Origin of the sequence: Archangium violaceum Cb vi76, from assembly GCF_000733295.1 — a bacterium.
Classification (GTDB): domain Bacteria; phylum Myxococcota; class Myxococcia; order Myxococcales; family Myxococcaceae; genus Archangium; species Archangium violaceum.
Map to the genome: position 1 here is coordinate 21,195 of NZ_JPMI01000291.1, position 23,056 is coordinate 44,250.

General features: G+C 69.8%; 20 protein-coding genes and 1 pseudogene. 9 read left to right on the forward strand and 12 right to left on the reverse strand.

Annotated features, from left to right (window positions below):
• Window positions 1-6: 6 nt before the first annotated feature.
• A complete protein-coding gene (locus Q664_RS39810) occupies window positions 7-189 on the reverse strand; it encodes a hypothetical protein (protein ID WP_152622607.1) in 183 nt (60 codons plus the stop codon).
• 224 nt (window positions 190-413) lie between these two features.
• Here Q664_RS39810 and Q664_RS39815 point away from each other — a divergent pair, with 224 nt between their 5' ends.
• The 3 genes from Q664_RS39815 (at window position 414) to Q664_RS39825 (ending at window position 4,521) form a co-directional block, all read left to right on the forward strand.
• Window positions 414-2,534, forward strand: a complete 2,121-nt coding sequence (locus Q664_RS39815) for a two-component system sensor histidine kinase NtrB (protein WP_043408556.1) — start codon at window positions 414-416, stop codon at window positions 2,532-2,534.
• Window positions 2,524-3,897 (forward strand): sigma-54-dependent transcriptional regulator, encoded by a 1,374-nt coding sequence (locus tag Q664_RS39820; RefSeq protein WP_043408560.1) that lies wholly within the window; start codon window positions 2,524-2,526, stop codon window positions 3,895-3,897. Before Q664_RS39815 ends, Q664_RS39820 begins: the two co-directional genes overlap by 11 nt.
• 90 nt (window positions 3,898-3,987) lie before the next feature.
• On the forward strand, window positions 3,988-4,521 hold the full coding sequence (locus Q664_RS39825; protein WP_235217068.1) for an OmpA family protein: 534 nt from the start codon (window positions 3,988-3,990) through the stop codon (window positions 4,519-4,521).
• 65 nt (window positions 4,522-4,586) lie between these two features.
• On the opposite strand, the pseudogene Q664_RS62770 reads toward Q664_RS39825, so the two are convergent.
• The 6 genes and pseudogenes from Q664_RS62770 to Q664_RS53285 form a co-directional block, all read right to left on the reverse strand.
• A pseudogene (locus tag Q664_RS62770) lies at window positions 4,587-4,703 on the reverse strand (ATP-binding protein); the annotation flags it as partial.
• Between the two features lie 114 nt (window positions 4,704-4,817).
• Window positions 4,818-5,279, reverse strand: a complete 462-nt coding sequence (locus tag Q664_RS39830) for a hypothetical protein (protein ID WP_160174603.1) — start codon at window positions 5,277-5,279, stop codon at window positions 4,818-4,820.
• 56 nt (window positions 5,280-5,335) lie between these two features.
• Complete coding sequence (locus Q664_RS39835) at window positions 5,336-6,382, reverse strand: trigger factor (protein WP_052519244.1); 1,047 nt, start codon at window positions 6,380-6,382, stop codon at window positions 5,336-5,338.
• Between the two features lie 68 nt (window positions 6,383-6,450).
• Window positions 6,451-7,458 (reverse strand): hypothetical protein, encoded by a 1,008-nt coding sequence (locus tag Q664_RS39840; RefSeq protein WP_043408570.1) that lies wholly within the window; start codon window positions 7,456-7,458, stop codon window positions 6,451-6,453.
• Window positions 7,459-7,635: 177 nt separating this feature from the next.
• Entirely contained in the window at window positions 7,636-7,944 is a 309-nt protein-coding gene (locus Q664_RS39845; protein ID WP_043408573.1) for an RICIN domain-containing protein, read from the reverse strand.
• Window positions 7,945-8,010: 66 nt separating this feature from the next.
• A complete protein-coding gene (locus Q664_RS53285; RefSeq protein ID WP_052519245.1) occupies window positions 8,011-8,520 on the reverse strand; it encodes an SDR family NAD(P)-dependent oxidoreductase in 510 nt (169 codons plus the stop codon).
• A gap of 89 nt (window positions 8,521-8,609) precedes the next feature.
• On the opposite strand from Q664_RS53285, the gene Q664_RS39855 reads away from it, so the two are divergent.
• Window positions 8,610-9,557, forward strand: coding sequence for a phosphotransferase family protein (locus Q664_RS39855; RefSeq protein ID WP_043408577.1), 948 nt, complete (start codon window positions 8,610-8,612; stop codon window positions 9,555-9,557).
• Here Q664_RS39855 and Q664_RS53290 read toward each other — a convergent pair.
• The 5 genes from Q664_RS53290 to Q664_RS39880 all read right to left on the reverse strand — a co-directional run bounded on the left by Q664_RS53290 (window position 9,548) and on the right by Q664_RS39880 (window position 14,781).
• On the reverse strand, window positions 9,548-10,222 hold the full coding sequence (locus Q664_RS53290) for a carbohydrate-binding protein (RefSeq protein WP_052519246.1): 675 nt from the start codon (window positions 10,220-10,222) through the stop codon (window positions 9,548-9,550). The genes Q664_RS39855 and Q664_RS53290 overlap by 10 nt on opposite strands.
• 93 nt (window positions 10,223-10,315) lie before the next feature.
• Complete coding sequence (locus Q664_RS39865) at window positions 10,316-10,699, reverse strand: hypothetical protein (RefSeq protein ID WP_043408580.1); 384 nt, start codon at window positions 10,697-10,699, stop codon at window positions 10,316-10,318.
• 35 nt (window positions 10,700-10,734) lie between these two features.
• The gene (locus tag Q664_RS53295) at window positions 10,735-12,147 is read right to left on the reverse strand and encodes a glycosyltransferase (protein ID WP_160174604.1); all 1,413 of its coding nucleotides are present in this window, start codon (window positions 12,145-12,147) and stop codon (window positions 10,735-10,737) included.
• 21 nt (window positions 12,148-12,168) lie between these two features.
• Window positions 12,169-13,344: a cytochrome P450 gene (locus Q664_RS39875; protein WP_043408586.1), complete on the reverse strand. Its 1,176-nt coding sequence runs from the start codon at window positions 13,342-13,344 to the stop codon at window positions 12,169-12,171.
• 165 nt (window positions 13,345-13,509) lie between these two features.
• Window positions 13,510-14,781, reverse strand: a complete 1,272-nt coding sequence (locus Q664_RS39880; RefSeq protein ID WP_043408589.1) for an OmpA family protein — start codon at window positions 14,779-14,781, stop codon at window positions 13,510-13,512.
• 127 nt (window positions 14,782-14,908) lie between these two features.
• Between Q664_RS39880 and Q664_RS39885 the strand changes: the two genes are divergently transcribed.
• The 5 genes from Q664_RS39885 to Q664_RS39905 all read left to right on the forward strand — a co-directional run bounded on the left by Q664_RS39885 (window position 14,909) and on the right by Q664_RS39905 (window position 23,028).
• Window positions 14,909-16,165 (forward strand): threonine aldolase family protein, encoded by a 1,257-nt coding sequence (locus tag Q664_RS39885; RefSeq protein ID WP_043408592.1) that lies wholly within the window; start codon window positions 14,909-14,911, stop codon window positions 16,163-16,165.
• A gap of 163 nt (window positions 16,166-16,328) precedes the next feature.
• Window positions 16,329-18,911: a response regulator gene (locus Q664_RS39890; protein ID WP_052519249.1), complete on the forward strand. Its 2,583-nt coding sequence runs from the start codon at window positions 16,329-16,331 to the stop codon at window positions 18,909-18,911.
• A 51-nt stretch (window positions 18,912-18,962) separates the two neighbouring features.
• A complete protein-coding gene (locus Q664_RS39895) occupies window positions 18,963-20,564 on the forward strand; it encodes a PAS domain S-box protein (protein ID WP_052519250.1) in 1,602 nt (533 codons plus the stop codon).
• A 69-nt stretch (window positions 20,565-20,633) separates the two neighbouring features.
• Entirely contained in the window at window positions 20,634-21,398 is a 765-nt protein-coding gene (locus Q664_RS39900; protein WP_043408595.1) for an esterase family protein, read from the forward strand.
• A 61-nt stretch (window positions 21,399-21,459) separates the two neighbouring features.
• Complete coding sequence (locus tag Q664_RS39905) at window positions 21,460-23,028, forward strand: protein adenylyltransferase SelO (RefSeq protein ID WP_043408597.1); 1,569 nt, start codon at window positions 21,460-21,462, stop codon at window positions 23,026-23,028.
• The last annotated feature ends 28 nt before the right edge of the window (window positions 23,029-23,056 follow it).

Consider the following 23,056-nt stretch of genomic DNA (forward strand, 5'->3'; position numbering starts at 1 on the left):
GCCGATTCATCGGGAGGACCGGGGGGCATCCGTGGCGGGCAGCCTCACGGAGAACGTCGAGCCCTGGCCTGGCTCGCTGTCGCGCCCCATCCAGGTGGTGACGGCGACGAGCGCGCCCGCCGTGACGAGCGTCACCAGTCCCAGCAGTGCGGCGCTCGCGGCGCGTTGTCCTCTCAGGCTTGGCGTCATCTCTTCCTCCACTCCTGGAAATTCCTTTACCCGAGGACGCCTCCCTTGTGTGCCCGGTCTCCGGGCAGCCTCCCATTCCCTTCCCCCTGGCAAAGTGCCAGCCCGGCATGGCGCTGTGCGGCGGTTCCCCGGTAGGGGCGGGAGGCTCCACAGCCGGGAACGACTGGCATCGGACTTGCGTTGCCATCATCCGCGGACTCCGGCTGGTGCCTCCCTCTCCTGTCATGCCTCGCTCATTTCTCCCCCTGCTCCTCCTGCTGTCGGCCCTGGCCAGCGTCGCCGGGGGCGCTGTCTGGTTCATCCAACGCGACCGTCAGGCGCTGGTGGAGCAGTTCGGGCGCGAGCGGCAAGCCCAGCTCGAGGAGGCCACGCGTGGTGTCGCCGAGGCGCTCGAGGATCTCGGAGATGATCTGCGGTTCGCGGGCGAGCTGCTCGCCCAGCCGGGCTCCGCCGAGGAGCATCGCCGCGAGCTCCGGGCCCTGCTGGAGGCGGTGGGGCAGTACAGGGCCATCGCCGTCCATGCGCCGGATGGCCGGGAGCTGCTGCACCTGGTGGATCGCCGGGCGCAGCGCATGCCACGTGATCCGGCCCAGGCCGCCGCCCTGGCGGACACGGCGCGCCTGGCGCTCGCGGGTCCACTGGAGCGCATCACCCCCTCGAGGCCCCTGGCGGATGGCGCCTCGAAGTGGATGCGCGTCTTCGCCACCCCGATTCCCGGCGAGGCTCCCGGGGGCGGGGGAGCCGTGGCCTTCCTGGTGGACACCGAGCCCTTCTTCGCGCCGCTGCGCCTGGTGACGACGGACGAGAACACCCGGTTGTTGCTGCTCGGGTTCCATGGGCACCCCGCGCCCTTGAGCGACCCGGAGCTGGCGGACTGGCACCAACGGTTGGGGCAGGGGGGCGAGGGCCTCGTGCCCGGCCTGCACACGCTCGTCTCCCGCATGCGCGCGGGGGAGGCCGGGACGCTGCGGATCGGCGAGGCGGAGGCGAAACGCCTCGGCATGGGACAGGCCGACGTGGTGGCCACCTTCGAGCCCATCCGCATGCGGAGCGAGGCCTCCTGGTCGGTCGCCACGCTCTCCTCCACGCGAGCGCTGCGCACCCATGAGCGCATGCTGGTGCTGCGCTTGTCGCTCGCCGCGCTCCTGGTGGCCGTCTTCCTCCTGACCTTCGGGGCCTACGTCGTGCTCGCCAACCGCCGGGCCGTGGCGCTGCACGAGAGCCGCCGCCACGCCGCCCGCCTGGCGCACCTCCACGAGAAGACGCAGAAGATCCTCGATCACATCCCCACGGGTGTTCTCGCGCTGAACGCGGAGGGACGCATCAGCGCCGTGAACCAGGCCCTGAGGGCCCGGCTGCCTTCCACCGCCCTGGGCAGCACGCTCGTCGAGGCTTTTCCCGCGGCGCCCGCGCACGTGGTGCAGCGGCTCGTCTCCCTGGTGGCGGCCACACTCGGGGACGGACATGTGCGCAGCCTGCATGCCGAGCCGCTCAGCCTCTTCAACGAGAAGGGGCACTACAACGTCCATGCGGTCCCGTTGGAGCATGGGGATGAAGACGTGCGCACCCTGCTGGTGCTCGAGGACCTGAGCAACGTGCGCATGCTGGAGGACCAGCTGCTGCGGGCCGAGAAGCTCGCCACGGTGGGCGTGCTCGCCGCGGGCGTGGCCCACGAGATTGGCACGCCCCTGGGCATCATCCGGGGCCGCGCCGAGTACATGTTGGGGAAGCTCGGCGGCGCGGCGCACCCCCAGGGCCGTGGCCTCAGCGCCATCATCGAGCAGATCGACCGGGTCAGCCGGACCATCCGGCAGCTGCTCGACTTCTCGCGCTTCCAGCCCGCGGAGGCACGTGCTGTCTTCCTGGCCCCGCTCGTGCACGGGCTGCGGGAGTTGATGCACATCGAAGCGGAGCGCCGGCGCGTGAAGCTTCACGTCGAGGTGTCCGAGCACCTGCCCCCGCTCGCGGCCGACGCCGATCAGCTCCAACAGGTGCTCCTCAACCTCGTCCTCAACGCCTGTGACGCGTGCGGCGCCGGAGGCCAGGTGCGGCTGAGCGCCTCGCGGGTGTCCGGGAATGCCTCGGAGGCCCCGGGCCTGCTCGAGCTGCGGGTGGAGGACGACGGCTGCGGCATCGCTCCGGAGCACCTGCACCAGGTCTTCGATCCCTTCTTCACCACCAAGAAGCGGGGGCAGGGCACGGGCCTGGGCCTGACCATGGTGGCGCAGATCGTCCGCAATCATGGGGGGCAGGTGGAGATCGACAGTGAGCCGGGCCGGGGCACCTGCGTCACGCTGCGGTGGCCGGTGGCTGCCCCGCGTTGGGAGGAACACCATGCCGTCTAGCGCTCGGATCCTCGTGGTGGATGACCACGTGGAGATGGGAGAGATGTTGAAGGATCCGCTCACGGACGCCGGCCATGCCGTGGACGTGGCGGCCAGCGGCGAGGAGGCCATCACCTGGCTCCGGACCCGCCTGTACGACGTCGTGTTGTGCGACCTGCGCATGAAGGACGTCGACGGGCTGGATGTGCTCGCCGAGGCGCGGAAGGTGGATCCCTGCCTCCCGGTGTTGCTGATGACCGCCTTTGGCGCGGTGGAGAGCGCGGTGGAGGCGATGAAGCGGGGCGCCTACCACTATCTCACCAAGCCCTTCCGGCTGGATGAGGTGCTGCTCTACGTGGAGCGGGCGTTGGAGGAGCGGCGCCTGCGCGTCGAGCACCAGACGCTCAAGCGTCAGGCGGCGGACCGCAGTGGACTTGGTTCGCTGATCGGCCGCAGCGCGGCCATGCGGACCCTCTACGGGCTCGTCGAGCGCGTGGCGCAGTCGGACGCACCGGTGCTGGTGCGCGGCGAGAGCGGGAGCGGAAAGGAGTTGGTGGCCCAGGCGCTCCACTCGGAAGGCGCGCGGCGGCAGGGGCCCTTCGTGGCGGTCAACTGCACCGCCTTGCCGCATGCCCTGCTGGAGAGCGAGCTCTTCGGCCACGTGAAGGGCGCCTTCACGGGTGCCACCACGGCGCGCCGGGGCCTGTTCGTCGAGGCGGATGGCGGCACCCTGTTCCTCGATGAGATTGGAGACATGCCTCCCGAGCTCCAGGCGAAGCTCCTGCGGGTGCTCGAGGATGGTGAGCTGCGGGCCGTGGGGGCGGATGGAGCGCGCAGCGTGGATGTGCGGATCATCGCCGCCACCCACCAGGACCTGGAGGCCCGGGTGAAGGAGGGCCGTTTCCGGGCGGACCTGTTCTATCGGCTCAACGTCGTGTCGCTCCGGATTCCCCCGCTGCGCGAGCGCCGGGAGGACATTCCCATGTTGGCCGAGCATTTCCTGGCCCAGGCGCGTGCGCGCAACCCACGCTCCCCCGTTACTTCGCTGGCTCCGGAAGTGGTGGCGGAGCTGGCGCGCATGCCGTGGCCAGGAAACGTGCGCGAGCTGGAGAACCTCGTCGAGCGCCTCGTGGTGCTCGGCAGCCAGCCCACCGTGGACCTCTCCCTGCTGCGCCTCCATGCCTCTCCGGGTGTGCCAGACATGCATCCGCTGGCGGCGGCGCAGGAGCAGGTGGTGCCACTCCGGCAATTGGAGGGTGATTACATCGCCTGGGTGGTTGCCCGGTGCGGAGGCAACAAGACGCGCGCGGCGGAGTTGTTGGGGATCGATGTCTCCACCATCCACAGGCGTGAGCGCGCCGACGGCGGCATTTCGCAACGCTGAAACGTTGCGCTTTGCCAGTCCCGGAAGCATGGGCACGCATGCTTCCCAGGGACATCCTGGACGGCATGGGCCTTGCTCATGTGTCTGGGTATGACCCTGAATCGCTCTCTCCTGTCTGTCGTTCTGGTGCTCGGCCTCTCGGGCTGCGCGGCCAAATCCCTCACCACCCAGCCCACGCCCACCCCCTCGGGTCCGCCGGTCGCGTCCACGCCGTCCACGACGACCGCGAACAACGGGCGGGATGGCCATTCCAACGCCGACGAGGCGTCGGAGGCGCTCGAGGCCGCGCCGGTCTACTTCTCGCTCGACTCCGCCACCCTCGCGACCGAGGACCAGGACAGGCTGGAGCGCCTCGCGCAGGCGTTGCGCCAGCGTCCGGGCGTCCGGCTGACGGTGTCGGGACATACGTGCGAGCTGGGGACCACCGAGTACAACCTGGCACTGGGCCATCGCCGTGCCGGCATCGTGCGGAGCTACCTCGTGCGCCTGGGCGTCGAGCCTCAGCGTATCGCCGTGGTGTCCTACGGTGAGGAGCGTCCGGCGAACGAGGGCGCCGTGGAGAAGAACCGCCGTGCCGAGTTCTCCTTCCGTCTGTCCGAGCAGGCCCAGGTGGGTGCGCGCTAGCACCGCCCGGCTCCCAGCAGGCGAAGCAGCCCTGAGCCAGGAGGCGCGCGGGCGGGCCCCGTGGACTACGCGGAGGAACGCTGGGGCGGCAGCCGGACGCGGAAGGTCGAGCCGACACCTTCCTGACTCACCACCTCGATGTTTCCGCCATGGGCCCGCACGATGCGGCGGGAAACGGAGAGTCGAGGCGGACACGGCTTCGGTCGCCTCGACGGCCCCCCCTCAGCTTGGACAACCGCTCCCGGGCTGGAGCACGAAGGTACATCTCGACCTGGGGGCGGGTAGTGGAGCATGCATCATGGGAAGAGCGCCAGGTGCTTGAGACGTCCGTTGGGGAGGAACTCCGTCTCCACGTGCACCCCACCCACGCGGAACGTCAGCGCGAGCGCCTCCCGATCGCGCTCGGTCTCCACGGGTGTTCCCAGGGCCTCGCGGAACGTCCGCTCCTGGAGATTGGACGTGCGCTCCGTGCCATGCCCGAGGCGCACGAGCCCGGAGAAGGGCTGGAACCGGTCCACGAAGCGCTGGAGCAGGGACGTCTCCGGCTGGGCAACGACGATGGCCATGGAGATGATGCGATCGTTCTTCACCTCGAAAGACAGGCCACGCTCCGGATAGAGCCACCACCCCCGCTGACGCATCAGCCAGTAGGAGACGGGAGGCCCCAGGTTCTCCGCCAGGAGGCGGGCGGGCGCCCCCAGGGCGATGGTCCCCATGCGCGCCGAGCCCAGGTCCAGCGTGAGCGAGGCTGGCTGCACGGGGCGTGGCCAGCCGCGGAACATCCAGGATTCCAGAAGGCCCATGGCTGGAGGTGTCAGGCGCCAGAGCCAGGCGCGGTGAGCTTCACCTTCGACATGACGTGATCGAGGGCCGCCAGCTGCATCATCACGTTGGCGAGCCGCTCCTGCACCGCCGCATCGCTTCGCAGCACCCGCTTCAGCTCCTCGCGGGGGATCTTCGCCGGCCCCGTCAGCAGCTCCGCGATCGAATCCAGCGCCTCGCGTTGGGGCTGGATCCGATCCCGCCGGGCGATGGCGGCCAGCACGAGGGCGATCCCCAGGCGCCGCGCGGCATCGGCCCGGGTGAGCGGATCCTGGAGCCAGGCGTCCAGCGCCTGCTGGAGCTCGTCGGGCTCGAAGGCCTTGCGCTGGAGGAGCGGACGCTCGGCCTCGACCCAGCGGCGGCGGATCTCCTCATCCACCAGCGCCGTGGGCACCTCCACCCTGGCGCGCTCGACCAGCACGTCGAGCACCTGCTCCCGGGCCTCGCGCTCGGCCTCATCCAGGCGCTCTTTGGCGAGCTCCTCGCCCAGGTGGCGCATGACCTCCGGGAGCGTGCCGCCACGCCCGAGCGACGCGATGAACTCCGGAGACCCGGGGTCCGGCAGCGTCAGCTCGCGCGCCTGCTTCACATCCACGAGGAAACGCGCCGGAACGCCGCGCAGCGCCTCGACCGGATGGTCCGGGGGGAGGGTGAGCGCGATGTCCACGGAGAGCCCGACCTGACGGCCCACCAGCGCTTCGTAGAAGCCGGGCAACAGGGGATCCGGATTCACCAGGGCCCACCCATTCTCCCGGACGGAGAACGGGAGGATGCGCCCCTGGGCATAGCCGATGGTGTCGAGCAGAACCTCGTCACCCAGGGCCACGGTTTCTTCCCCGGTGCGGTCACGCCGCCGCGCCTGCCCGCGCACCAGCTCCGCCAGACGCTCGAGGAGATCGTCCTGGGTGATGGGCCGGGGGGACAACTCCGCGGTGAGTCCCTCGAGGGAGGGGGCCTGCACTTCCGGTAGCTTCACGGGCGCGTTGTCCAGCGCCAGCGCCGCGGGGATCTTGTTCAGCAGCCCCTTGATTTCGTCCATGGTGCCTCGCTCTGGACCTTCGATAACACACCCGAGGCGGGGGCCGAAGGTCCAGAGTGCCGGGGCGGCTAGAAGAACGAGCCGACGAGGCTGGAGACCGTCGACACGGCCGCGCCCACCTGGCTGACCACGGGGATGTTCGTCGCGGCGGCGATGGAGCCCAGCGCGGTGATGCCGCCGGTGGCGAGCTTGCCCCAGTTCGGATCGCCGGTGCGGAAGGCGTTGGCCACCTCCGCCCCGAACGCGGCGGTGTCCGCCGCGGCGATCGCCACGTTGAGGCCCGGCACGAACCGGGACGCGGCCCTGCCGGCGGTGGCGGCCAGGACGTGAGGAGCGGCCCCACGCGCGGCGGAGGCTCCCGCCCGGGCCGCGGCCTCCAGGCCCTCGGTGGCCACGCGAGCCGCCGCGCCGCGCGCTACCTGGCGCGAGGCTCCATCGAGCACCTGCTGCGCGGCCTCGCCGGCCACGCGGTTGACCACCGAGCGCGCGGCATCCGGCGCCCTCTGGAGGATGGTCTGGGCGGCCGCGTCGCGGATGCCCCGGAAGTTGCGGATCAGGTTGCCCGTCTCGATGGCGCCCTTGGCCACGTTGGCGGCCGTCGAGACGAGGCTCGCCCCGGAGCCCGCCGCCTTGATGCCGTTCTCCGCGGTGGCGTTCTGGATGAAGTTGCGGGCGTCCCGGACGGCCGTGTAGGCGGCACCCGGAAGCTGCGCGACGCTGGCCGCCGTGCCCAGCACGCTCGCGGCGCGGCTCCCGCGCGTGTTCAGCGGCTCCACCGTCGAGCGGGGCTGGCTGCCGAGGTTGAAGGGACCGAACGTCCGCTGTCCGTTGGTGGTCTTCGTCGCGAGCCCGAGGACCGTGTCCGTGACGCTCTTCACGGCGTTGGCGGCCCGGCCGATCAGGTTGATGGGCCCATCGAACCGATCCTGCTGCTGCGCCTGCGCGTTGCCAGCGGCGGTCTGCGGCTGCGCGGCGGGCCTCGCCGCGGGAGGGGTCACCGCCGGGGTGGCCGGCCGGGTGCTCGTGGGCTGGGGCTGCTGGGGAACTGGCCGCGGATCACCGATGCGGGGGGCCATGGAGAACTCCAGGGAAATCGAAGAGAAAAACCGTCACCCCAGATTATCGCGAGCCCGTGGAGAATGTTGCTGGTCCGCGAACTCCCCGTCTTGTGCTGCATTGTGGGATGGATGCCTGCCCGGGGGTCAGCCGCCCCGCTTCTTCGGGGAGGCTGATCGCCAGCCGGGGAAGCCTGGTCAGAGGTCCAGCTGCCAGAGCTGGTTGTCCGCCCCGTCGCGCTTCATGGGGTAGGTGATGATCCGCCCCGAGCCATCCGTCTTGCCGCCCTCGATGTCGAGCACGAGGCCGTTGAGCTGGCTCTGGATGTAGTAGGTGCCGCGGCCGCGGCCAGGCACGAGTTGCCACACCTGATTGGGCTGGCCGGTGGCCTCCCAGGTGATGACGGGGGTGCCCGCGGCCTTGTTGGCTCCCTGCACGTCGAGCACGAGCCCGTTGAGCCGGCTGCGGATGAGGTAGCCGCCCCGCGTGGGCACCAGTGCCAGCATGGGACTTCTCCCTGTTTGAGGTTTCCAGGAGAGGGAGGCGCTCGCCGCCCGCTCACCCTGTGCCCTTCATGACGGGGGCGCGTGGATTTCATTCAGGGAGAAGGCACTCCCGAGCCGATTCTTGCCCGGGGGCATCTCGCGGTCACCTCCCGTGTGCCCGGGACGAGGAGGTGGAAATTCAGCAGGCCGAGGCCCTACATCTGCTTCAACGCGTCCGGCGATTCGGGGAGGACCTGACCGCCATCCACGATGAGCGTCTGGCCGGATGTCCTCCATCTTCACCTGCGGAAAGATGCCGGCATTGGCGCACAGCACGTCGAGCCCGCCATGACGCTCGGCCGCCGTCCGGGCCATCTTCTCCATGTCCTCGAGCCGGGTCACGTCCGCGGAGAAGCCACTGGCGGTGCCACCGGCCGCGACGAATTCCCGCGCTGTCGCCTCAGCCGCCTGGAGATCTCGCGCGACCACCAGCACCTTGGCGCCGTGCCGCGCGAAGACCCGGCCGATCCCCTTTCCAATGCCCTTGCTGGCGCCGGTGACGATGACTGATTTCCCCTTGAGCGATTCCGCCAACATGACGCGCTTCCTCCGGTTCCCGGACCGCGGGTTCTCGTGTTCCGGGTGAGTATAGGGGCGGCCTTCCTCTGCCCTGATATCGGCTCCACATGGATACCCCCTGGGAGCAAGGTGACCTCCAGCTGACGCCCGAACTCGTCCTGCGGCTCGTCCGCGCGCAAGGCGCGGAGCTGGACTCGATCCGCTACCTCAACGAAGGCTGGGACAGCTGGGTCTACACGGCGCGCGACCGCCAGGGGCGCGAGTGGATCCTCCGCTTCCCCAAACGCGCCGAGGTCGTCGAGCAACTCGACCGGGAAGTCGCCCTCCTTCCGCTGCTCGCACCGCGACTTCCCCTCGCGGTCCCCCGGTTCGGGCTCCTGGGCCAGCCGGGCGAGGGCTATCCGCACCGCTTCGTCGGCTATCCCCGCCTGCCGGGCCAGACGGGCCTGGAACGTCTGGAGGACGCCTTCGAGGTGTCCTCATACGGCGAGACCCTCGGCACCTTCCTGGCGGTGCTCCACGCCTTCCCGTCACAGGAGGCCTGCCGGCTCGGCGTCGAGGCCGACGAAAAAGGGGGACTCGTGGAATGGGCCGGGCAGTGCGAGGCGCGCCTTCTGGAATTCGGTGCCATTCTCGACGCGCGGACGCGCGAGCGGGCGCTCGAGCTGCTCCGGCATCCGCCGCCTCCGAGCACCGCGCCCGTCCTGCTGCACAACGACTTCTTCCCCGAGCACCTGCTCGTCGAGGGCGGCCGGCTCACGGGCGTCATCGACTGGGGGGATGTCGCGCTGGGAGACCCTGGGGCCGACCTGGCGGGCCTGTTCGCCTGGCGGGGCGAGCCGTTGCTCGCCGCGGGCCTCGCCGCCTACCGGAAGGGCCGCGCGCTCGATGACGCCGCCGTCGCCCGGCTCGCCGCCCGGGCGCGCTTCTTCTCCGTCCTCCATGCCGCCGACGAGCTCGAGTACGGCGTGACGGCGGGCCGCGAGGCCTACACCCGGGCCGCATCGCGCACGCTCAGCGCGCTCGGGGATGCCTTGGATGCCGGCTACGGATAGTCACAGGCGATAGGGACTTGATCGTAGGTGTAGTCGCAGATGCCTCCGCCGGGCCGGTAGTCATTGCTTCCCGACGAATGGTATTCCTGACCCGCACAGTCGGAGATGGAGTTGCAATCCGTCGTGAAATAGTAGGAGTAGTTGTCCATGCAGCCCGCCTGGCACCAGGCTCCGCATTCCCAGGAATGGGCTTCGATCAGACATTTCTTTCCAGCAGGGCAGGGCTCGGTAACGCTCCGGGAAATCGTCTGGCCCGGATTGCCCGAGCAGATGGTCCAGGTCCCGTTGCTGGAGACGACCATGGGCCTGGCCGTCACCGTGAAGGTGTGCGTGCCGCAGGAGACAGGTGCCTTGCTGAAGGACCAGGTGCCCGTGCCACCGTCCACCCTCGACTGCGATTGCTCGACGCCATCGATGGAGAACACCAACCACACGGCGTTGGCCGGGTAGGACACCGCATAGGTTCCAGCACCCGCCATCTCCCCCTGATACGTGCTGATGCCCGAGAGGGTCAGGCTGGTGACGGCCGAGCTGGAGCACATGGCGGCCTCGGCCACGCCGAGGGTTTCCGGCACCTCCGGTGACTCGGGCACGGGCCCGCAGGCCGCCAGCACCAACCCCGTCAGCAAGGCACAGAGGGAAGAACGTATCGGATTGAGCGGCATCGGGGGGACTCTCCAGAACTCGAGTAGAACAACGGATTCTGGAAATCCATCTTATCCTGAAAAAGTGTGATGTGCATCCAGGTTCCGTCGCCTTCATCCGAGCCAGGAGATGAGGGCGCGGACCGCCTCCTCGCGGCGCCGGGAGCTCTCCTGGACGCGCTGGAGTGTTCCCGCGAGCGCTCCCATTCCCTTCGAGGCCCGCTCGGGAGCGGTGCGGTAGTTCTCGGCGAGTTGCGCCAATTGCTCACGTAGCCGCGGGTGGCGCTCGCGCACGCGGGCGGGTTCGGTGTCTGGCTTCACCTCCGAGAGGAGTGCCGAGGCGAGGCGCTGCCAATCCTCGAGGCTCTGCCCGGTGCGCTTCGCGAAGCCACCGCGCACCATCGGCCTGACGAAGAACGGCATCGACGAGAAGTCGCGCCCCGTGTCCTCGAGGGCGTTGCGGAGCGCGGCGACGAGCGTGACGGGATCCTGGTTCATGGGGCGTGCAGCCTAACCCCACCGGCCCCCGGGCCTCAGGCGGAACGTGAGGTGGCGCCGGCCGAGGTGTTCTCGAGTAACGTGAGCAGTGACACCAGCCCCTCGCGCGTGAGGGTGCGCGGTGCTCCCTCGGGGAGGCGCACCGGAGCGCGCCGCCTGGCCAACAGGGCGATGAGGGCGGAGGCCGTTCCCGTGCCCTCGGTGTCCGCCAGCTGTTGGCGCAGGGCCTCGGCCCGGGTGCGGAAGCCCGGCTCCTCGCGCAGCCGCGTCATCGCCCGGCGGACCCCGTTCTCGGACAGCGAGCCCATGGGCAGGAACAGTCCGGCGCCGAGGTACTCCACCCGTCGCGCGTTGTCGTGCTGCTCGCCGCCCACGGGCACCACCAGCAGGGGCCTGCCCGCGGCCAGCGTCTCGTTGGTGGTGTTGTTGCCTCCATGGCCGATGACGAGGTCCACCTTCGGGAGCAGATCCACCTGGGGCACGCGGCGGAAGAGCAGCACGTTGGAGGGCAGGGGACCGGAAGCGAGCGCCGGGTACGCGGCTCCTCCACTCACCACCACCTGGACGCCCGGCACGTCGAGCCCCCGGAGGATGGTGCGGAACACCTCGGGCTTGTCGTTGAAGACGGTGCCGAGCGACACGTAGACCTTGAAGGCGTCCGCACGCAGCTTGTCGAACGGGAAGCCCTCTTCGTCGGTGCCTCGCCGCGTGGAGAAGCAGGGACCGATGTAGAAGGTGCTCGGCCCCAGGTTGGTGCGAGGCGCCTCGATGGCCTCGTGGCTCACCACCAGGTTGAGCCAGGGCGAGGCGGGGGCGCGCAGGACATCCTCCGGCGCTGGTCCCAGACCGAACGCGCGCCGGGCCTTGCCCACCCGCCGGGTCAGCTCGGCGAGCAGCTCCGCCTCGGCCGCTTCGGCGCTCCGCAGCTCGGGACCGTCCTGCGTGCCGATCGGCAGGCCACTGCCCCAGGGAGGGATGCCCGGCCCCCGGAACGGGAGACCGCTGTGGTAGACGGCCACCCAGGGCATGCCCAGTGTCTCGGCGGCGAGCAGGGCCGGGTAGAAGGCGAAGTCCGCCACGAGCACGTCCGCGGGCCGCCGCTCCAGCCGCCGGAGGATGTCTCGCGTGGTCGCCTCCACCCCGGCGGTGAACAGCTTCAGGGCGATCCGGCTCTCCTCGTAGCCACTGCTCCGGGCCAGACGGATGGCGTGGAAGATGACGCCGAGCGCCGGGCGGAGCCGCTCCAGTGGCAGGCCCGCGCGCTCCACCCTCGCGGGCACGTCCACCACGTTGTTGAGGATGTCCGGCCGTAACCGGAAGCCGAGCGACGGCCCTCCGGGGATGAAGAAGCGGGTGGGGTGCCCGTCTTCCTTCATCCGCAGTGCCGTGGACAACAGCGTGTTCAGGTGGCCCACGGTGGGGTGGCACAGAAAGGCGATGTCGCTCATGTGTGCCGTATCCTGGCGCATCTACCGGAGGGGCTCCAGGTGGAGCGGCAGGGCACGAGGCCCCCGGGCGATGATCGACTGGGACCAGTCGAGTTCCTTCCGCTCGAGGGAGAAGCCGCGGATACGGGAGAAGAGTGCCTCCAGGCCGAGGCGTGCCTCCAGCCGGGCGAGCATCGCCCCCAGGCAGTAGTGGGGCCCGTGGCCGAAGGCGAGGGCGCTCTGGCTCTCGCGATCGAGGAGGAACCGGTCCGCCTGGGGGAAGCGGCTCTCGTCGCGCAGGGCCGCGCCCACCAGGGCCACGACGATGGAGCCCCGGGGAATCGTGACGCCGGAGAGCTCCACGTCCTCTGTCGTCAGCCGCAGGCTGCTCTGCCCCGGGGGCTCGAAGCGGAGGACTTCCTCGATGAGCTGGGGAATGAGTGCGGGATTCTCGCGCACCCGCTCGAGTTCTCGCGGATGCTCCGAGAGCACCACCATCGTGTTGGCGAGCAGGTACACGGTGGTCTCGACGCCCGCCGGCACCAAGCCGAAGAGGAAGCTCAAGACCTCTTCGTGGGTCAGCTCACCCCGGAGCAATTCGCTCACGAGATCGTCTCCAGGCCGGGCGCGTCGCTGCTCGATGAGGGCGTTGAAGCAGCGCTCCATCTCCTGGAGGCTGTGGCGGATCTGCTCCTGGCGCTGGGGCGAGGGCTGGCTGGCGGGGATGCTGACCAGATCATCCGCCCACTGCTTCAAGCGCAGCGCCATGGCGGGTTCCAGGCCGAAGAAGAGGTTCAACACGCGGGCCGGGAGGGGCAGGGCGAACTCCGCGATGAAGTCCACCTCCTGGCGGCGCACGGCGGAGTCGGCGAGCTCCTCGGCGATGGCGCGGATGCTGGGCTCCAGGCGGCTCAGCGCCGCGCCGTTGAACGCCCGGCTGACCAGGGCCCGCAGGCGCGTGTGCTCCGGCGGATCCTTCATGACGAGTGAGTCCGCCGTGGGGTTCCGCTCCAACCAGGGAGGCCGGAAGCTCCGGCCCAGGCCCTCGGACGAGAAGCGCCGGGGATCCTTGAGGACGGTCACCACGTCGTCGTAGCGGCTGACGGCCCACATGCCGCCCGGCTCGACCTGACGCACCGGTCCGCGCCGGAGCTCCGCGTACAGCGGATAGGGATTGGCTCTCACCTCGGGGGTCATCAGGTTCAGCGGCTGGCCCATGGTTCCGTTCCTCGTGTGACGGGTTGTGGGAACGGAAGAGGGCAAATGACGGGCCAGTGCTCATCGCCTCGATATTTCAGAGGAGCGCGCGCCCACGGAGGTGGATGACGTCCTGGCGTCATCGGTCGAATCGACCGGGCCGGTCTTCCAAAATGGAAGATCGGGCTAACGCTCGAGAACGAGCAGCTCCACGCGCTGATTGAGTCCCCGGCCGCGAGCGGTGAAGTTGGGCGCCTTGGGCCGTGAGTCGGCGAAGCCCTCCGTCTCGAGGCGCGATGGCTCCAGTCCCGCGTTCACGAGCAGCTCCATCACCGCGCGGGCCCGCGCCTCGGAGAGCTGTTCGCGCGCGCCCTCGTCGCCTTCCTGGTTGTGGGTATGGCCCTCGATGCGGAGCTTCCAGGTGGGGTTGCGCACGAGCAGATCCACCAGTTGCGAGAGGCTGGCGCTGTCCGGCAGGGGGACCGGCTTTCCCTCGGGGAAGCGCAGGGGCTTGGGCAGCTCCACCCGGCCGTTCTCGTCCTTTTTCAGCGCCTTCTTCGGCGCGCGCACCAGCGCGAAGTCCAGGGGCTGCGCGGCGCCTCCCTCGAGCCGCACCCGGCGCGTCTGTGCGAGGAGGCCGGGCGCGAGGACGTCCGCCACGTAGTCGCCCGGCGCCACTTCCACCTGCACGGGAGCCTGGGCTCCCTTCTTCAAGGACACCTGCTGCGTCGTGGCCCCGCGCAGCGAGACCGTGGCCGCCACGGGTTTCAGGCTCGAGAGCACCCGCACCAGCAGCTTCGCCTTCTGCTGTGGCGCCGTGGGGGCCGGAGCCGCTGGCGTGGGCACCGGATCGCGTGCGGCCTTCGGCGGCTCCGGCCGCGGTGCCTCGGCCTTCTTCGCCGGGGGCGGAGGCATCTCGGGAAGCGCGACGTCCTCGAGCTTCGCGATCATCTCCATGTTCACGCCGTGCGCCAGCTTGACCTTCCGCCGCGGATCCTTCGCCTCCGGCACCACGGCGGCGGTGGCCGTCACGTCCACGCGCAGCCCGTTCTGCGTCTGGAAGTTGAGCGTGGAGGTGAGGTTCCACAGCAGGCCGGACGTCTGGCTGAACATGTTCCACGAGGCGTCCATGTAGACGACGTTGGACACCAGCGTGTGCGGCCCATCCGCGAGCTGCCGCGCCACCAGCACGTGCGGTCCGGGAGAGCCGATCCGCTCCACCGGCGGCGTGGGGAGCGGCTCTCCATCCAGCGTGAAGTGGACCTCGTCGAGCCGGTACTGCGCCGGATCCAACCCCACGAAGAGCAGCCGCATCTCCGCTGGCGGCGTGTTGACCATCTCACTCAGCTGCCGGTCGAGCTCCGCGCGCACCTGGTCGACGGATGGCGGCTCCGCGGCGTGCACCACGCCGACAGAGAGCACCAACGCGACCACAGCGGGTTTCAGCAGGGAGTCCAAGGAGGGGGGGTCGAACCTTTGCCGCGTAGCATCTCACGCAAAACGGCTCCTCCCCACTTCCCAGGCTTGCCCGGTTGGCGGCCGGGAATCTCGTGTAGGGTAGGGGAACACCCCGAGGTGTTTCCCCATGGCCCACCGCGATCTCAGCCGGGGCGAGTTCCTCGCCCTCTCCGGCCTGTTGGCCGGCTCCACGCTCCTCAAGGGCACGGCACACGCCGCCGCGCCCAAGACTCCCCCCGCTCCGAAGAAGGAGGCTCCGGCGGCCAGCGCGGCCCCCGCCACGCCGCCCGGCCCCACACGGGAGGAGTTCGAGCGCCTGCGCCGCGGGTGCCGCGCCTCGCTCGCGGCCGGCTCCGCCCCCGGCAACGAGGGCGCCGAGCTGGTGCGCATCGGTGAGTGGGTGCAGCGCCAGGGCCTCTCGGGGGACGTGTACGGCAATGGTGGCGCCGTCCAGTCCCTGGAGAAGCGCGTGGCGGGCCTGCTCGGCTTCGAGGACGCGTGCTTCATGCCCACGGGCACCATGGGCCAGCTCATCGCGCTGCGCATGTACGCGGACGCCGGGGGCAGGCGCACCGTGGGCGTGCACCCCTCGTCCCACCACGTGCTGCACGAGAACGACAGCTACGCCGTGCTGCACGGGCTGCGGGCGGTGCTGCTCTCGCCCTGGACGCGGCCGGTGCTCGCCAGCGACGTGCGCGAGGCGCGCGAGCCGCTGGACGTCGTCAGCGTGGAGCTGCCGGTGCGCTGGCTGGGAGGACAGCTCCAGACGTGGGAGCAGTTGGAGGAGCTCAAGCGCACCTGCCGCGAGCAGGGCGTGAAGCTCCACATGGACGGCGCGCGCCTGTGGGAGAGCCAGCCCTTCTACGGGCGCTCCTACGCGGACATCTGCCGCGGCTTCGACTCCGTCTACGTGTCCTTCTACAAGATGGTGGGCGCGCTGGGCGGGGCCATGGTGGCGGGCAACCGTGACTTCATCCGCACCGCGCGCCTGTGGCGGCACCGGCACGGCGGCAACATCTTCCAGATGTGGCCCTACGCCGCCTCGGCGGCCATGCGCCTGGACGACGCGCTGGCCCGCATCCCCGGCTACGTGCAGCGCGCGAAGTCCCTCACCGAGGCGCTCGCGGCGGACTCCCGGCTCACCGTGCTGCCCCGGCCCGTGCAGACGAACATGTTCCGCGTCTTCCTGAGCGGCGACCCGAGGGCGCTGAGCCGCCAGCGCGATCGCATCGCCCGGGAGAATGGCATCTGGGTGGCCAACGCCTTCAGCCAGACGCGGGTGCCCGGGGTTGCCGAGACGGAGCTGCAGGTGGGTGAGGAGCTCGCGGGGCTCGACGACGCGGAGGCCACGCGGGCCTTCCTCCGGCTGCTCGAACCGGCGTGAGCCCCACCGGCATGATGCCGAGTGCCCGGATGCAAGGCCGCTCGCGGAGCGGGGGTTCTTTTGTGAACTTTCCTGATGCTTCTCGTGCACCCTAGAAGTTGGAATCGCGTCCCGACGATTGTTTGTGTATCCATCGTCTCGCGGCCGAGTCGCCCCCCCCACCATGTCCGACACCCTCGATTTCAAGGCGCTCTTCAACCACTCTCCCAATCCCTACATGGTGTTGGACCGCGAGCTCCGGTACGTCGCGGCCAACGAGGCCTACCTCCGGGTGACGGCGAGCCGGTTCGAGAATCTCGTGGGGCGCCATGTCATCGATGCGTTCCCCCATGATCCCCAGGACCCCCACAACGCCAACGCGCGCATGCTGCAGGCGTCGTTCGAGCGGGTCCTGGCCCGGCGGATGGCGGATACCCTGGCGCTGATCCTCTACCGGGTGCCCCGCGAGACGGCGGAGGGCGTGGTCGTCGAGGATCGCTACTGGAGTGCCACCCACACCCCCATCCTCGACAAGCGGGGGGAGGTGGCCTTCATCCTCCAGCACACGGTGGACGTGACGGAACTGCAGCGGCTCAAGCAGGCCGTGAGCGCCGCTCCCCTGGAGCAGATGGAGGCGGGCGTCCTCCAACGCGCGCGAATCGTCCAGGAGACGAACACCCTCCTGGACAACGAGCGCCGCCTCCTGCGCCGGCTGTTCGAGCAGGCGCCCGGCTTCATGGCGTTCATGCGGGGGCGCGAGCACGTCTTCGAGCTGACCAACCCCGCCTACGATCAGCTCATCGGCCACCGGGAGGTCCTCGGCAGATCCGTGCGCGAGGCCCTTCCCGAGGTGGAGGGGCAGGGCTTCTTCGAGCTGCTCGATCGCGTCTTCACGACGGGGGAGCCGGTCGTCGGCCGCGGCGAGAAGCTCTTCATCCAGCAGGAGCCCGGCGCGCCGCCCTCGGAAGCGTATGTGGATTTCGTGTACCAGCCCGTGCTCGAGCCCGACGGGACGGTCTCGGGCATCTTCTGCCAGGGCCACGATGTCACCGAGCAGAAGCGAGCCCAGGACGAGCTGCGCAAGCACCGGGAGCACCTGGAGGAGCTGGTGCGCGAGCGCACCCGGGCCCTGCGCGAGAGCGAGGCCGAGCGGCGGCAGACCGAGGTCGCGCTGCGGCAGTCCCAGAAGATGGAGGCGGTGGGCAAGCTCACCGGTGGTGTGGCGCACGACTTCAACAACCTGCTCCAGGTCATCGGCGGCAACCTGCAGCTCCTGCAGCGGGACATCGCCGACAATGAGCGGGCGCAGAAACGCCTGGAGACGGCCGTCAGCGCCGTGGAGCGCGGCGCCCGGCTCGCGGCCCAGCTGCTCGCGTTCGCCCGGCGGCAGCCGTTGGATCCGGTGGTCATCAGCCTGGGCCGGCTGGTGCGGGGCATGGGAGATCTGCTGCGGCGTGCCCTGGGCGAGGGCATCGAGATCGAGACCGTCATCGCCGGCGGTCTGTGGAACACGCTCGCGGATCCCCACCAGCTCGAGAACGTCATCCTGAACCTGGCCATCAACGCCCGCGACGCGATGGACGGGGAGGGCCGGCTGACCATCGAGGCCGGCAATGCCATGCTCGATGACCATTACGCCCTGCTGCACCAGGACGTCGTGGCCGGGCAGTACGTGATGCTGGCCATCTCCGACACCGGCAGCGGTATGACACCGGAGGTCATGGAGCGGGCCTTCGAGCCGTTCTTCACGACCAAGCCCGAGGGCCGCGGCACCGGGCTGGGCCTGAGCATGGTGTATGGCTTCGTCAAGCAGACGGGTGGCCACATCAAGCTCTACAGCGAGGTCGGGCACGGGACGACCATCAAGATCTACCTGCCCCGCTCGATCCAGGCGGAGGTGGCGGTCTCCGAGCCCGTGACGGGTCCCATCGAGGGAGGCACCGAGACCATCCTGGTGGTGGAGGACGATCCCGAGGTGCGCGCCACGGTGGTGGAGCTGCTGACGGAGCTCGGCTACCGCGTGCTCAAGGCGTCCGATGGCCAGAGCGCGCTGGCGGTCATCCAGAGCGGCATGCCCGTGGATCTGCTGTTCACCGACGTGGTCATGCCCGGCCCGGTCCGCAGCCCGGAGCTCGCCCGGCAGGCCAAGGCGCTCCTCCCGGACCTCGAGGTGCTGTTCACCTCGGGCTACACGGAGAACGCCATCGTCCATGGGGGGCGGTTGGATCCCGGCGTCAGCCTGCTGAGCAAGCCCTACCGCCGGGAGGATCTCGCCCGGAAGCTGCGCCACATGCTCCGCAACCGCCAGCAGCGGATCGCCTCACGGACGGCCCTGGCCTCCCAGGTCCAGGCGGGGACCGCTCCCACGAAGACGGACGGGCTGCGCATCCTCCTCGTGGAGGACGACGCGGACATCCGGGAGTCCGCCTGCGAGCTGTTGGAGGTGCTCGGCCACCATGTGCGGGCCGTGGCGAGCGCGGAAGCGGCCCAGGAGGCGCTCGGCTCCAGTGGCTTCGACGTGTTGTTCACGGATGTGAGCCTGCCCGGCAGGTCTGGCGTGGAGCTGGCCCGCGAGGCCGTCCTCCATCACCCCGGACTGCGGGTCATCATCGCCTCGGGCCATGGCGCCTCGGTGGTCAGCTCGGGCGGGGAGGTGACGGGCGCCGTGCTGCTGCCCAAGCCCTACGCGCTCCCCGAGCTCAAGGGAGCGCTGGCACAGGTGGGCGCCTCGCATCGAGCGGCGGATGGAGGGGCAGGCGGGCGGTGATGTGCGGTGGATGACATCCCCGAGAGGGGCTCGTTATGCTCGCCCCATCCCATGACCGCCCGTTCCAACCCGGACCTGCCGCCCGACGAGGTCGCCGAGCGCCTCTTCCAGTCCGAGCACGAGACCCTGTTGCGCGCCATCCTCGGCAACTCCACCGATGGCCTGTTCGTGGTGGACGCCCAGGGCCGCAACCTCTACGCCAATGACATGGCCCGCAGGATCCTCGGCCCCGGGTTCACGCACTACGACCCGAGGATCTGGAGCGAGCGGTACGGTCTCTTCTACCCGGACACCCGGACGCATTACCCCGCCGAGCAGCTTCCGCTCTACCGCAGCCTCCAGGGCGAGGAACCGCCCGAGGTGGACCTCTTCATCCGCAATGCCGCCCACCCGGAGGGCCGGCACTTCCGCGTGAGGTCCATGCCCGTGCGCGACAGCCAGGGCAGGCTCCTGGGGGCCATCACCAACCTGAAGGACACCCACGATCAACGCCAGGCCGAGGCCGGCCAGCTCCGCACCAAGCTGCGCTTCCAGCTCATGCTGGAGACCGCCCAGGAGGGTGTCTGGATGATCGACGCCGACAGGCGCACCACCTACGTCAACCAGTACGCGGCCTCGCTGCTCGGCTACACGCCGGAGGAGATGCTGGGCAGACACCTCCTCGAGTTCGTCTACCAGCCGGAGCTCTCCCGCACCGTCCGGGAGCTCATGACGCAGGAGAACGAGGGACAGGCCGTCCTCCTCGACGACTTCAGGCTCGTGCGCAAGGATGGGACGCCCGTCTGGACCCTGGTCGCCGCCTGCCCCGTCCAGGACGAGAGCGGCGGATATCTGGGCTCGCTGGCCATGATCACCGACATCTCCCAGCGGCGCGAGGACGAGGAGAAGGTGCGCCGGCTCAACGCGGAGCTGGAGCAGCGCATCGGGGAGCGCACGGCCCAGCTCGAGTTCTCCAACCGGGAGCTGGAGTCCTTCGCCTACTCGGTGGCCCATGACCTGCGCGTTCCGCTGCGCAGCATCTCGAACTTCACCCAGGCGCTGTCCGAGGACTGCTCCGCCACGCTCGACACCACCGGCCTGGACTACCTGCAGCGCATCCGCGCCTCGTCCCAGCGCATGGCCGAGCTCATCGACGGCATCCTGGCGATCTCCCGCGTCAACAGCGCGGAGCTCGTGGAGACGGACGTCGACCTGTCCGGCCTGGCGCACACCGTCGCCGAGCAGCTCCAGCGCTGGGTGCCCGAGCGCACCGTGCGCTTCCGGATCCGGGACGGGCTGGTGGATCGCGGGGACGCCCAGTTGCTGCGCCTGGTGTTGGAGAACCTGATGGGCAACGCCTGGAAGTTCACCCGCGACAAGCCGGTGGCGGAGATCGAGTTCGGCATCTTCCCGGGGACGGGGCACGGGCGCGTCTACTTCGTCCGGGACAACGGGGCGGGCTTCGACATGGAGTACCAGAAGAAGCTCTTTGGTGTGTTCCAGCGGCTGCACACGCAGCAGGAGTTCGAGGGCCACGGGGTGGGGCTGGCCACCGTGCAGCGCATCATCCGCCGCCACAAGGGACGGGTGTGGGGCGAGGGCCGGGTGGGGGAGGGCGCCACCTTCTACTTCACCCTCCACGAGCTCACCGGCACCCCGCCCGCCTTCCGCTGATCAGGCGAAGACTCCACGTCCAGGGGAAACGGCTTTACTGCGGGAGGTTCTTCTGGAATCAGCCCCTCCATGTCAAACGTTGATCCGAACCTGCGCCGAGAGCTCTTCGGTTGGTACAGCCACCGGCTGGGCATGGACATGCCCGTTGCCCGCTACGGGCACTGGGGCCCGGCCCTGCTGCTCTTCCCCACCGCCGGAGGGGATTTCCTCGAGGCCGAGCGCATGGGGCTCATCCAGAGCGTGGCCCACCACCTGTTCGCCGGCCGGGTCCAGATCTTCAGCATCAACAGCATCAACCCCTGGGCGTGGATGAACGAGGGCATACCCCTCCACCAGAAGGCGCACAACCAGGCGCGCTTCTCGGAGTACGTCGAGGAGGAGGTCGTCCCGCACATCCGCCGGTGCCTGGGGAACGAGCACGCGCGCATCGGCGCGGCGGGTGCCAGCTTCGGCGCCTTCCATGCCGCCAATGCCTTCTTCCGGCGCCCGGATCAGTTCGAGCTGCTGCTCGGGCTGGGTGGCTTCTACGATCTCCAGTCGGATTTCCTCCACGGCTACTGGAGCGACGACGTCTACTTCAACAACCCCGCTTCCTACGTGCCGAACCTGCCCGAGGGCCATGGCCTGGAGCTGCTCCGGCACCACAGCCGCATCCACCTGGTGACGAGCCGCGGCGCGTGGGAGAACCCCGGGTACTCCGAGCACCTCAGCCACCTGCTGCACCAGCGGGACATCCCCCACAACCTGGACATCTGGGGCCACGACATGCCCCACGACTGGCCCACGTGGTACCGGCAGTTGGACCACTACATGGCGGAGCGGCTCGGGTACTGAGCCCTCCCTCGCCTGGAAACTATTCGTTGCATCGGTGGATGAGGGAAGGCATGCATCTGGGATGCCTCATTTCACGTCCCGATTCATCGAGTCGACCCCCGGAGATCCGCTCCAGGATGCGCGGCCGCGCCAGGTTCAGGGCGCCCTCTGGTCGAAGGTGCAGCCGACGCCCGTGTCGGCGCCCCGCCTGGTGGCGGACTCGAAGGAGGTCGTGCAACTGCTCGGGCTGGACGAGGAGACGCTGCGGGCCCCCGAGTTCGTGCGGGTGCTCGCGGGCAACGCGCTGTGGCCGGGCATGGTGCCGTACGCGGCCAACTACGGGGGGCATCAGTTCGGCAACTGGGCGGGGCAGCTCGGAGACGGCCGCGCCATCGTGCTGGGGGAGCTGCTCGCCCCGGACGGCCAGCGGTACGAGCTGCAACTGAAGGGCGCGGGCCGGACGCCCTATTCCCGCAGGGGGGACGGACGCGCGGTGCTGCGCTCCTCCATCCGCGAGTTCCTCTGCAGCGAGGCCATGCACCACCTGGGGGTGCCCACCACCCGCGCGTTGTCGCTGGTGGCCACCGGTGACGCGGTCATCCGGGACATGTTCTACGACGGCCATCCCGAGGCCGAGCCCGGTGCCATCGTCTGCCGGGTCGCTCCGAGCTTCCTGCGCTTCGGCAACTTCGAGCTCTGCACCAGCCGCGAGGACCTGGGGCTGCTCGCGCAACTGGCCGGCTACACCCTGAAGCACTTCTTCCCCGAGCTCGGCGCGCCCGGCAAGGACACCTACGCCGCCTTCTTCCGCGAGGTGGCGCGGCGCACCGCCCGGCTCATCGCCCACTGGCAGGCGGTGGGGTTCGTGCACGGGGTGATGAACACCGACAACATGTCCATCCTCGGCCTCACCATCGACTACGGGCCCTACGGGTGGTTGGAGGACTTCGATCCCGGCTGGACGCCCAACACCACCGACGCCATGGAGCACCGCTACCGCTACGGCAACCAGCCCAACATCGGCATGTGGAACGTCGAGCGGCTGGGTGTCGCGATCCTGCCGCTGCTCGAGAACCAGGAGTCGCTGGTCGAGGAGGGGCTGGTCGAGTACCAGCGCACCTTCTCGGCCGAGCTGGCGCGGCGGTTCGCGGCGAAGCTCGGGCTGTCCTCGCTGGAGCGCGAGGGGGATGTCGCGCTGGTGAACGAGTGCTTCGCCTGGCTCGCCGCGCACGAGACGGACATGACGATCTTCTTCCGCGGCCTGTCCCAGGTGGCCACCCTGCCGGAGGCTCCTCGCGAGTTGCCGCGGCCGGTGCGCGACGCCTTCTACGGGCCTGTCCCGGAGGCGCATGGGGCCCGGGTGCTCGAGTGGCTGTCCGCGTGGTGGAAGCGCACGAGGAGTGAAGAGGCACCGCCCGCGGAGCTGGCGCGGCGGATGGACGCGGTGAATCCGAAGTACGTGATGCGCAACTGGCTCGCCCAGGAGGCCATCGACGCCGCGCACGAGGGCGACGACAGCAAGGTGCACGCGTTGCTCGAGGTGATGCGCCGGCCGTACGAGGAGCAACCGGGCCGCGAGGCCTACGCGGCGAAGCGGCCCGAGTGGGCGCGCTCGAAGCCGGGCTGCTCGGCGCTCTCGTGTAGCTCCTGAGCACGTTCTGGTAGGTTTCCGTCCATGG

Bases quoted from the DNA above. Each gene is read 5' to 3' on its own strand.
- Q664_RS39810 (WP_152622607.1), bottom strand. From the start codon at position 189: ATGACGCCAAGCCTGAGAGGACAACGCGCCGCGAGCGCCGCACTGCTG.
- Q664_RS39815 (WP_043408556.1), top strand. From the start codon at position 414: ATGCCTCGCTCATTTCTCCCCCTGCTCCTCCTGCTGTCGGCCCTGGCC.
- Q664_RS39820 (WP_043408560.1), top strand. From the start codon at position 2,524: ATGCCGTCTAGCGCTCGGATCCTCGTGGTGGATGACCACGTGGAGATG.
- Q664_RS39825 (WP_235217068.1), top strand. From the start codon at position 3,988: ATGACCCTGAATCGCTCTCTCCTGTCTGTCGTTCTGGTGCTCGGCCTC.
- Q664_RS39835 (WP_052519244.1), bottom strand. From the start codon at position 6,382: ATGGACGAAATCAAGGGGCTGCTGAACAAGATCCCCGCGGCGCTGGCG.
- Q664_RS39840 (WP_043408570.1), bottom strand. From the start codon at position 7,458: ATGGCCCCCCGCATCGGTGATCCGCGGCCAGTTCCCCAGCAGCCCCAG.
- Q664_RS39845 (WP_043408573.1), bottom strand. From the start codon at position 7,944: ATGCTGGCACTGGTGCCCACGCGGGGCGGCTACCTCATCCGCAGCCGG.
- Q664_RS53285 (WP_052519245.1), bottom strand. From the start codon at position 8,520: ATGTTGGCGGAATCGCTCAAGGGGAAATCAGTCATCGTCACCGGCGCC.
- Q664_RS39855 (WP_043408577.1), top strand. From the start codon at position 8,610: ATGGATACCCCCTGGGAGCAAGGTGACCTCCAGCTGACGCCCGAACTC.
- Q664_RS53290 (WP_052519246.1), bottom strand. From the start codon at position 10,222: ATGCCGCTCAATCCGATACGTTCTTCCCTCTGTGCCTTGCTGACGGGG.
- Q664_RS39865 (WP_043408580.1), bottom strand. From the start codon at position 10,699: ATGAACCAGGATCCCGTCACGCTCGTCGCCGCGCTCCGCAACGCCCTC.
- Q664_RS53295 (WP_160174604.1), bottom strand. From the start codon at position 12,147: ATGAGCGACATCGCCTTTCTGTGCCACCCCACCGTGGGCCACCTGAAC.
- Q664_RS39875 (WP_043408586.1), bottom strand. From the start codon at position 13,344: ATGGGCCAGCCGCTGAACCTGATGACCCCCGAGGTGAGAGCCAATCCC.
- Q664_RS39885 (WP_043408592.1), top strand. From the start codon at position 14,909: ATGGCCCACCGCGATCTCAGCCGGGGCGAGTTCCTCGCCCTCTCCGGC.
- Q664_RS39890 (WP_052519249.1), top strand. From the start codon at position 16,329: ATGTCCGACACCCTCGATTTCAAGGCGCTCTTCAACCACTCTCCCAAT.
- Q664_RS39895 (WP_052519250.1), top strand. From the start codon at position 18,963: ATGACCGCCCGTTCCAACCCGGACCTGCCGCCCGACGAGGTCGCCGAG.
- Q664_RS39900 (WP_043408595.1), top strand. From the start codon at position 20,634: ATGTCAAACGTTGATCCGAACCTGCGCCGAGAGCTCTTCGGTTGGTAC.
- Q664_RS39905 (WP_043408597.1), top strand. From the start codon at position 21,460: ATGCCTCATTTCACGTCCCGATTCATCGAGTCGACCCCCGGAGATCCG.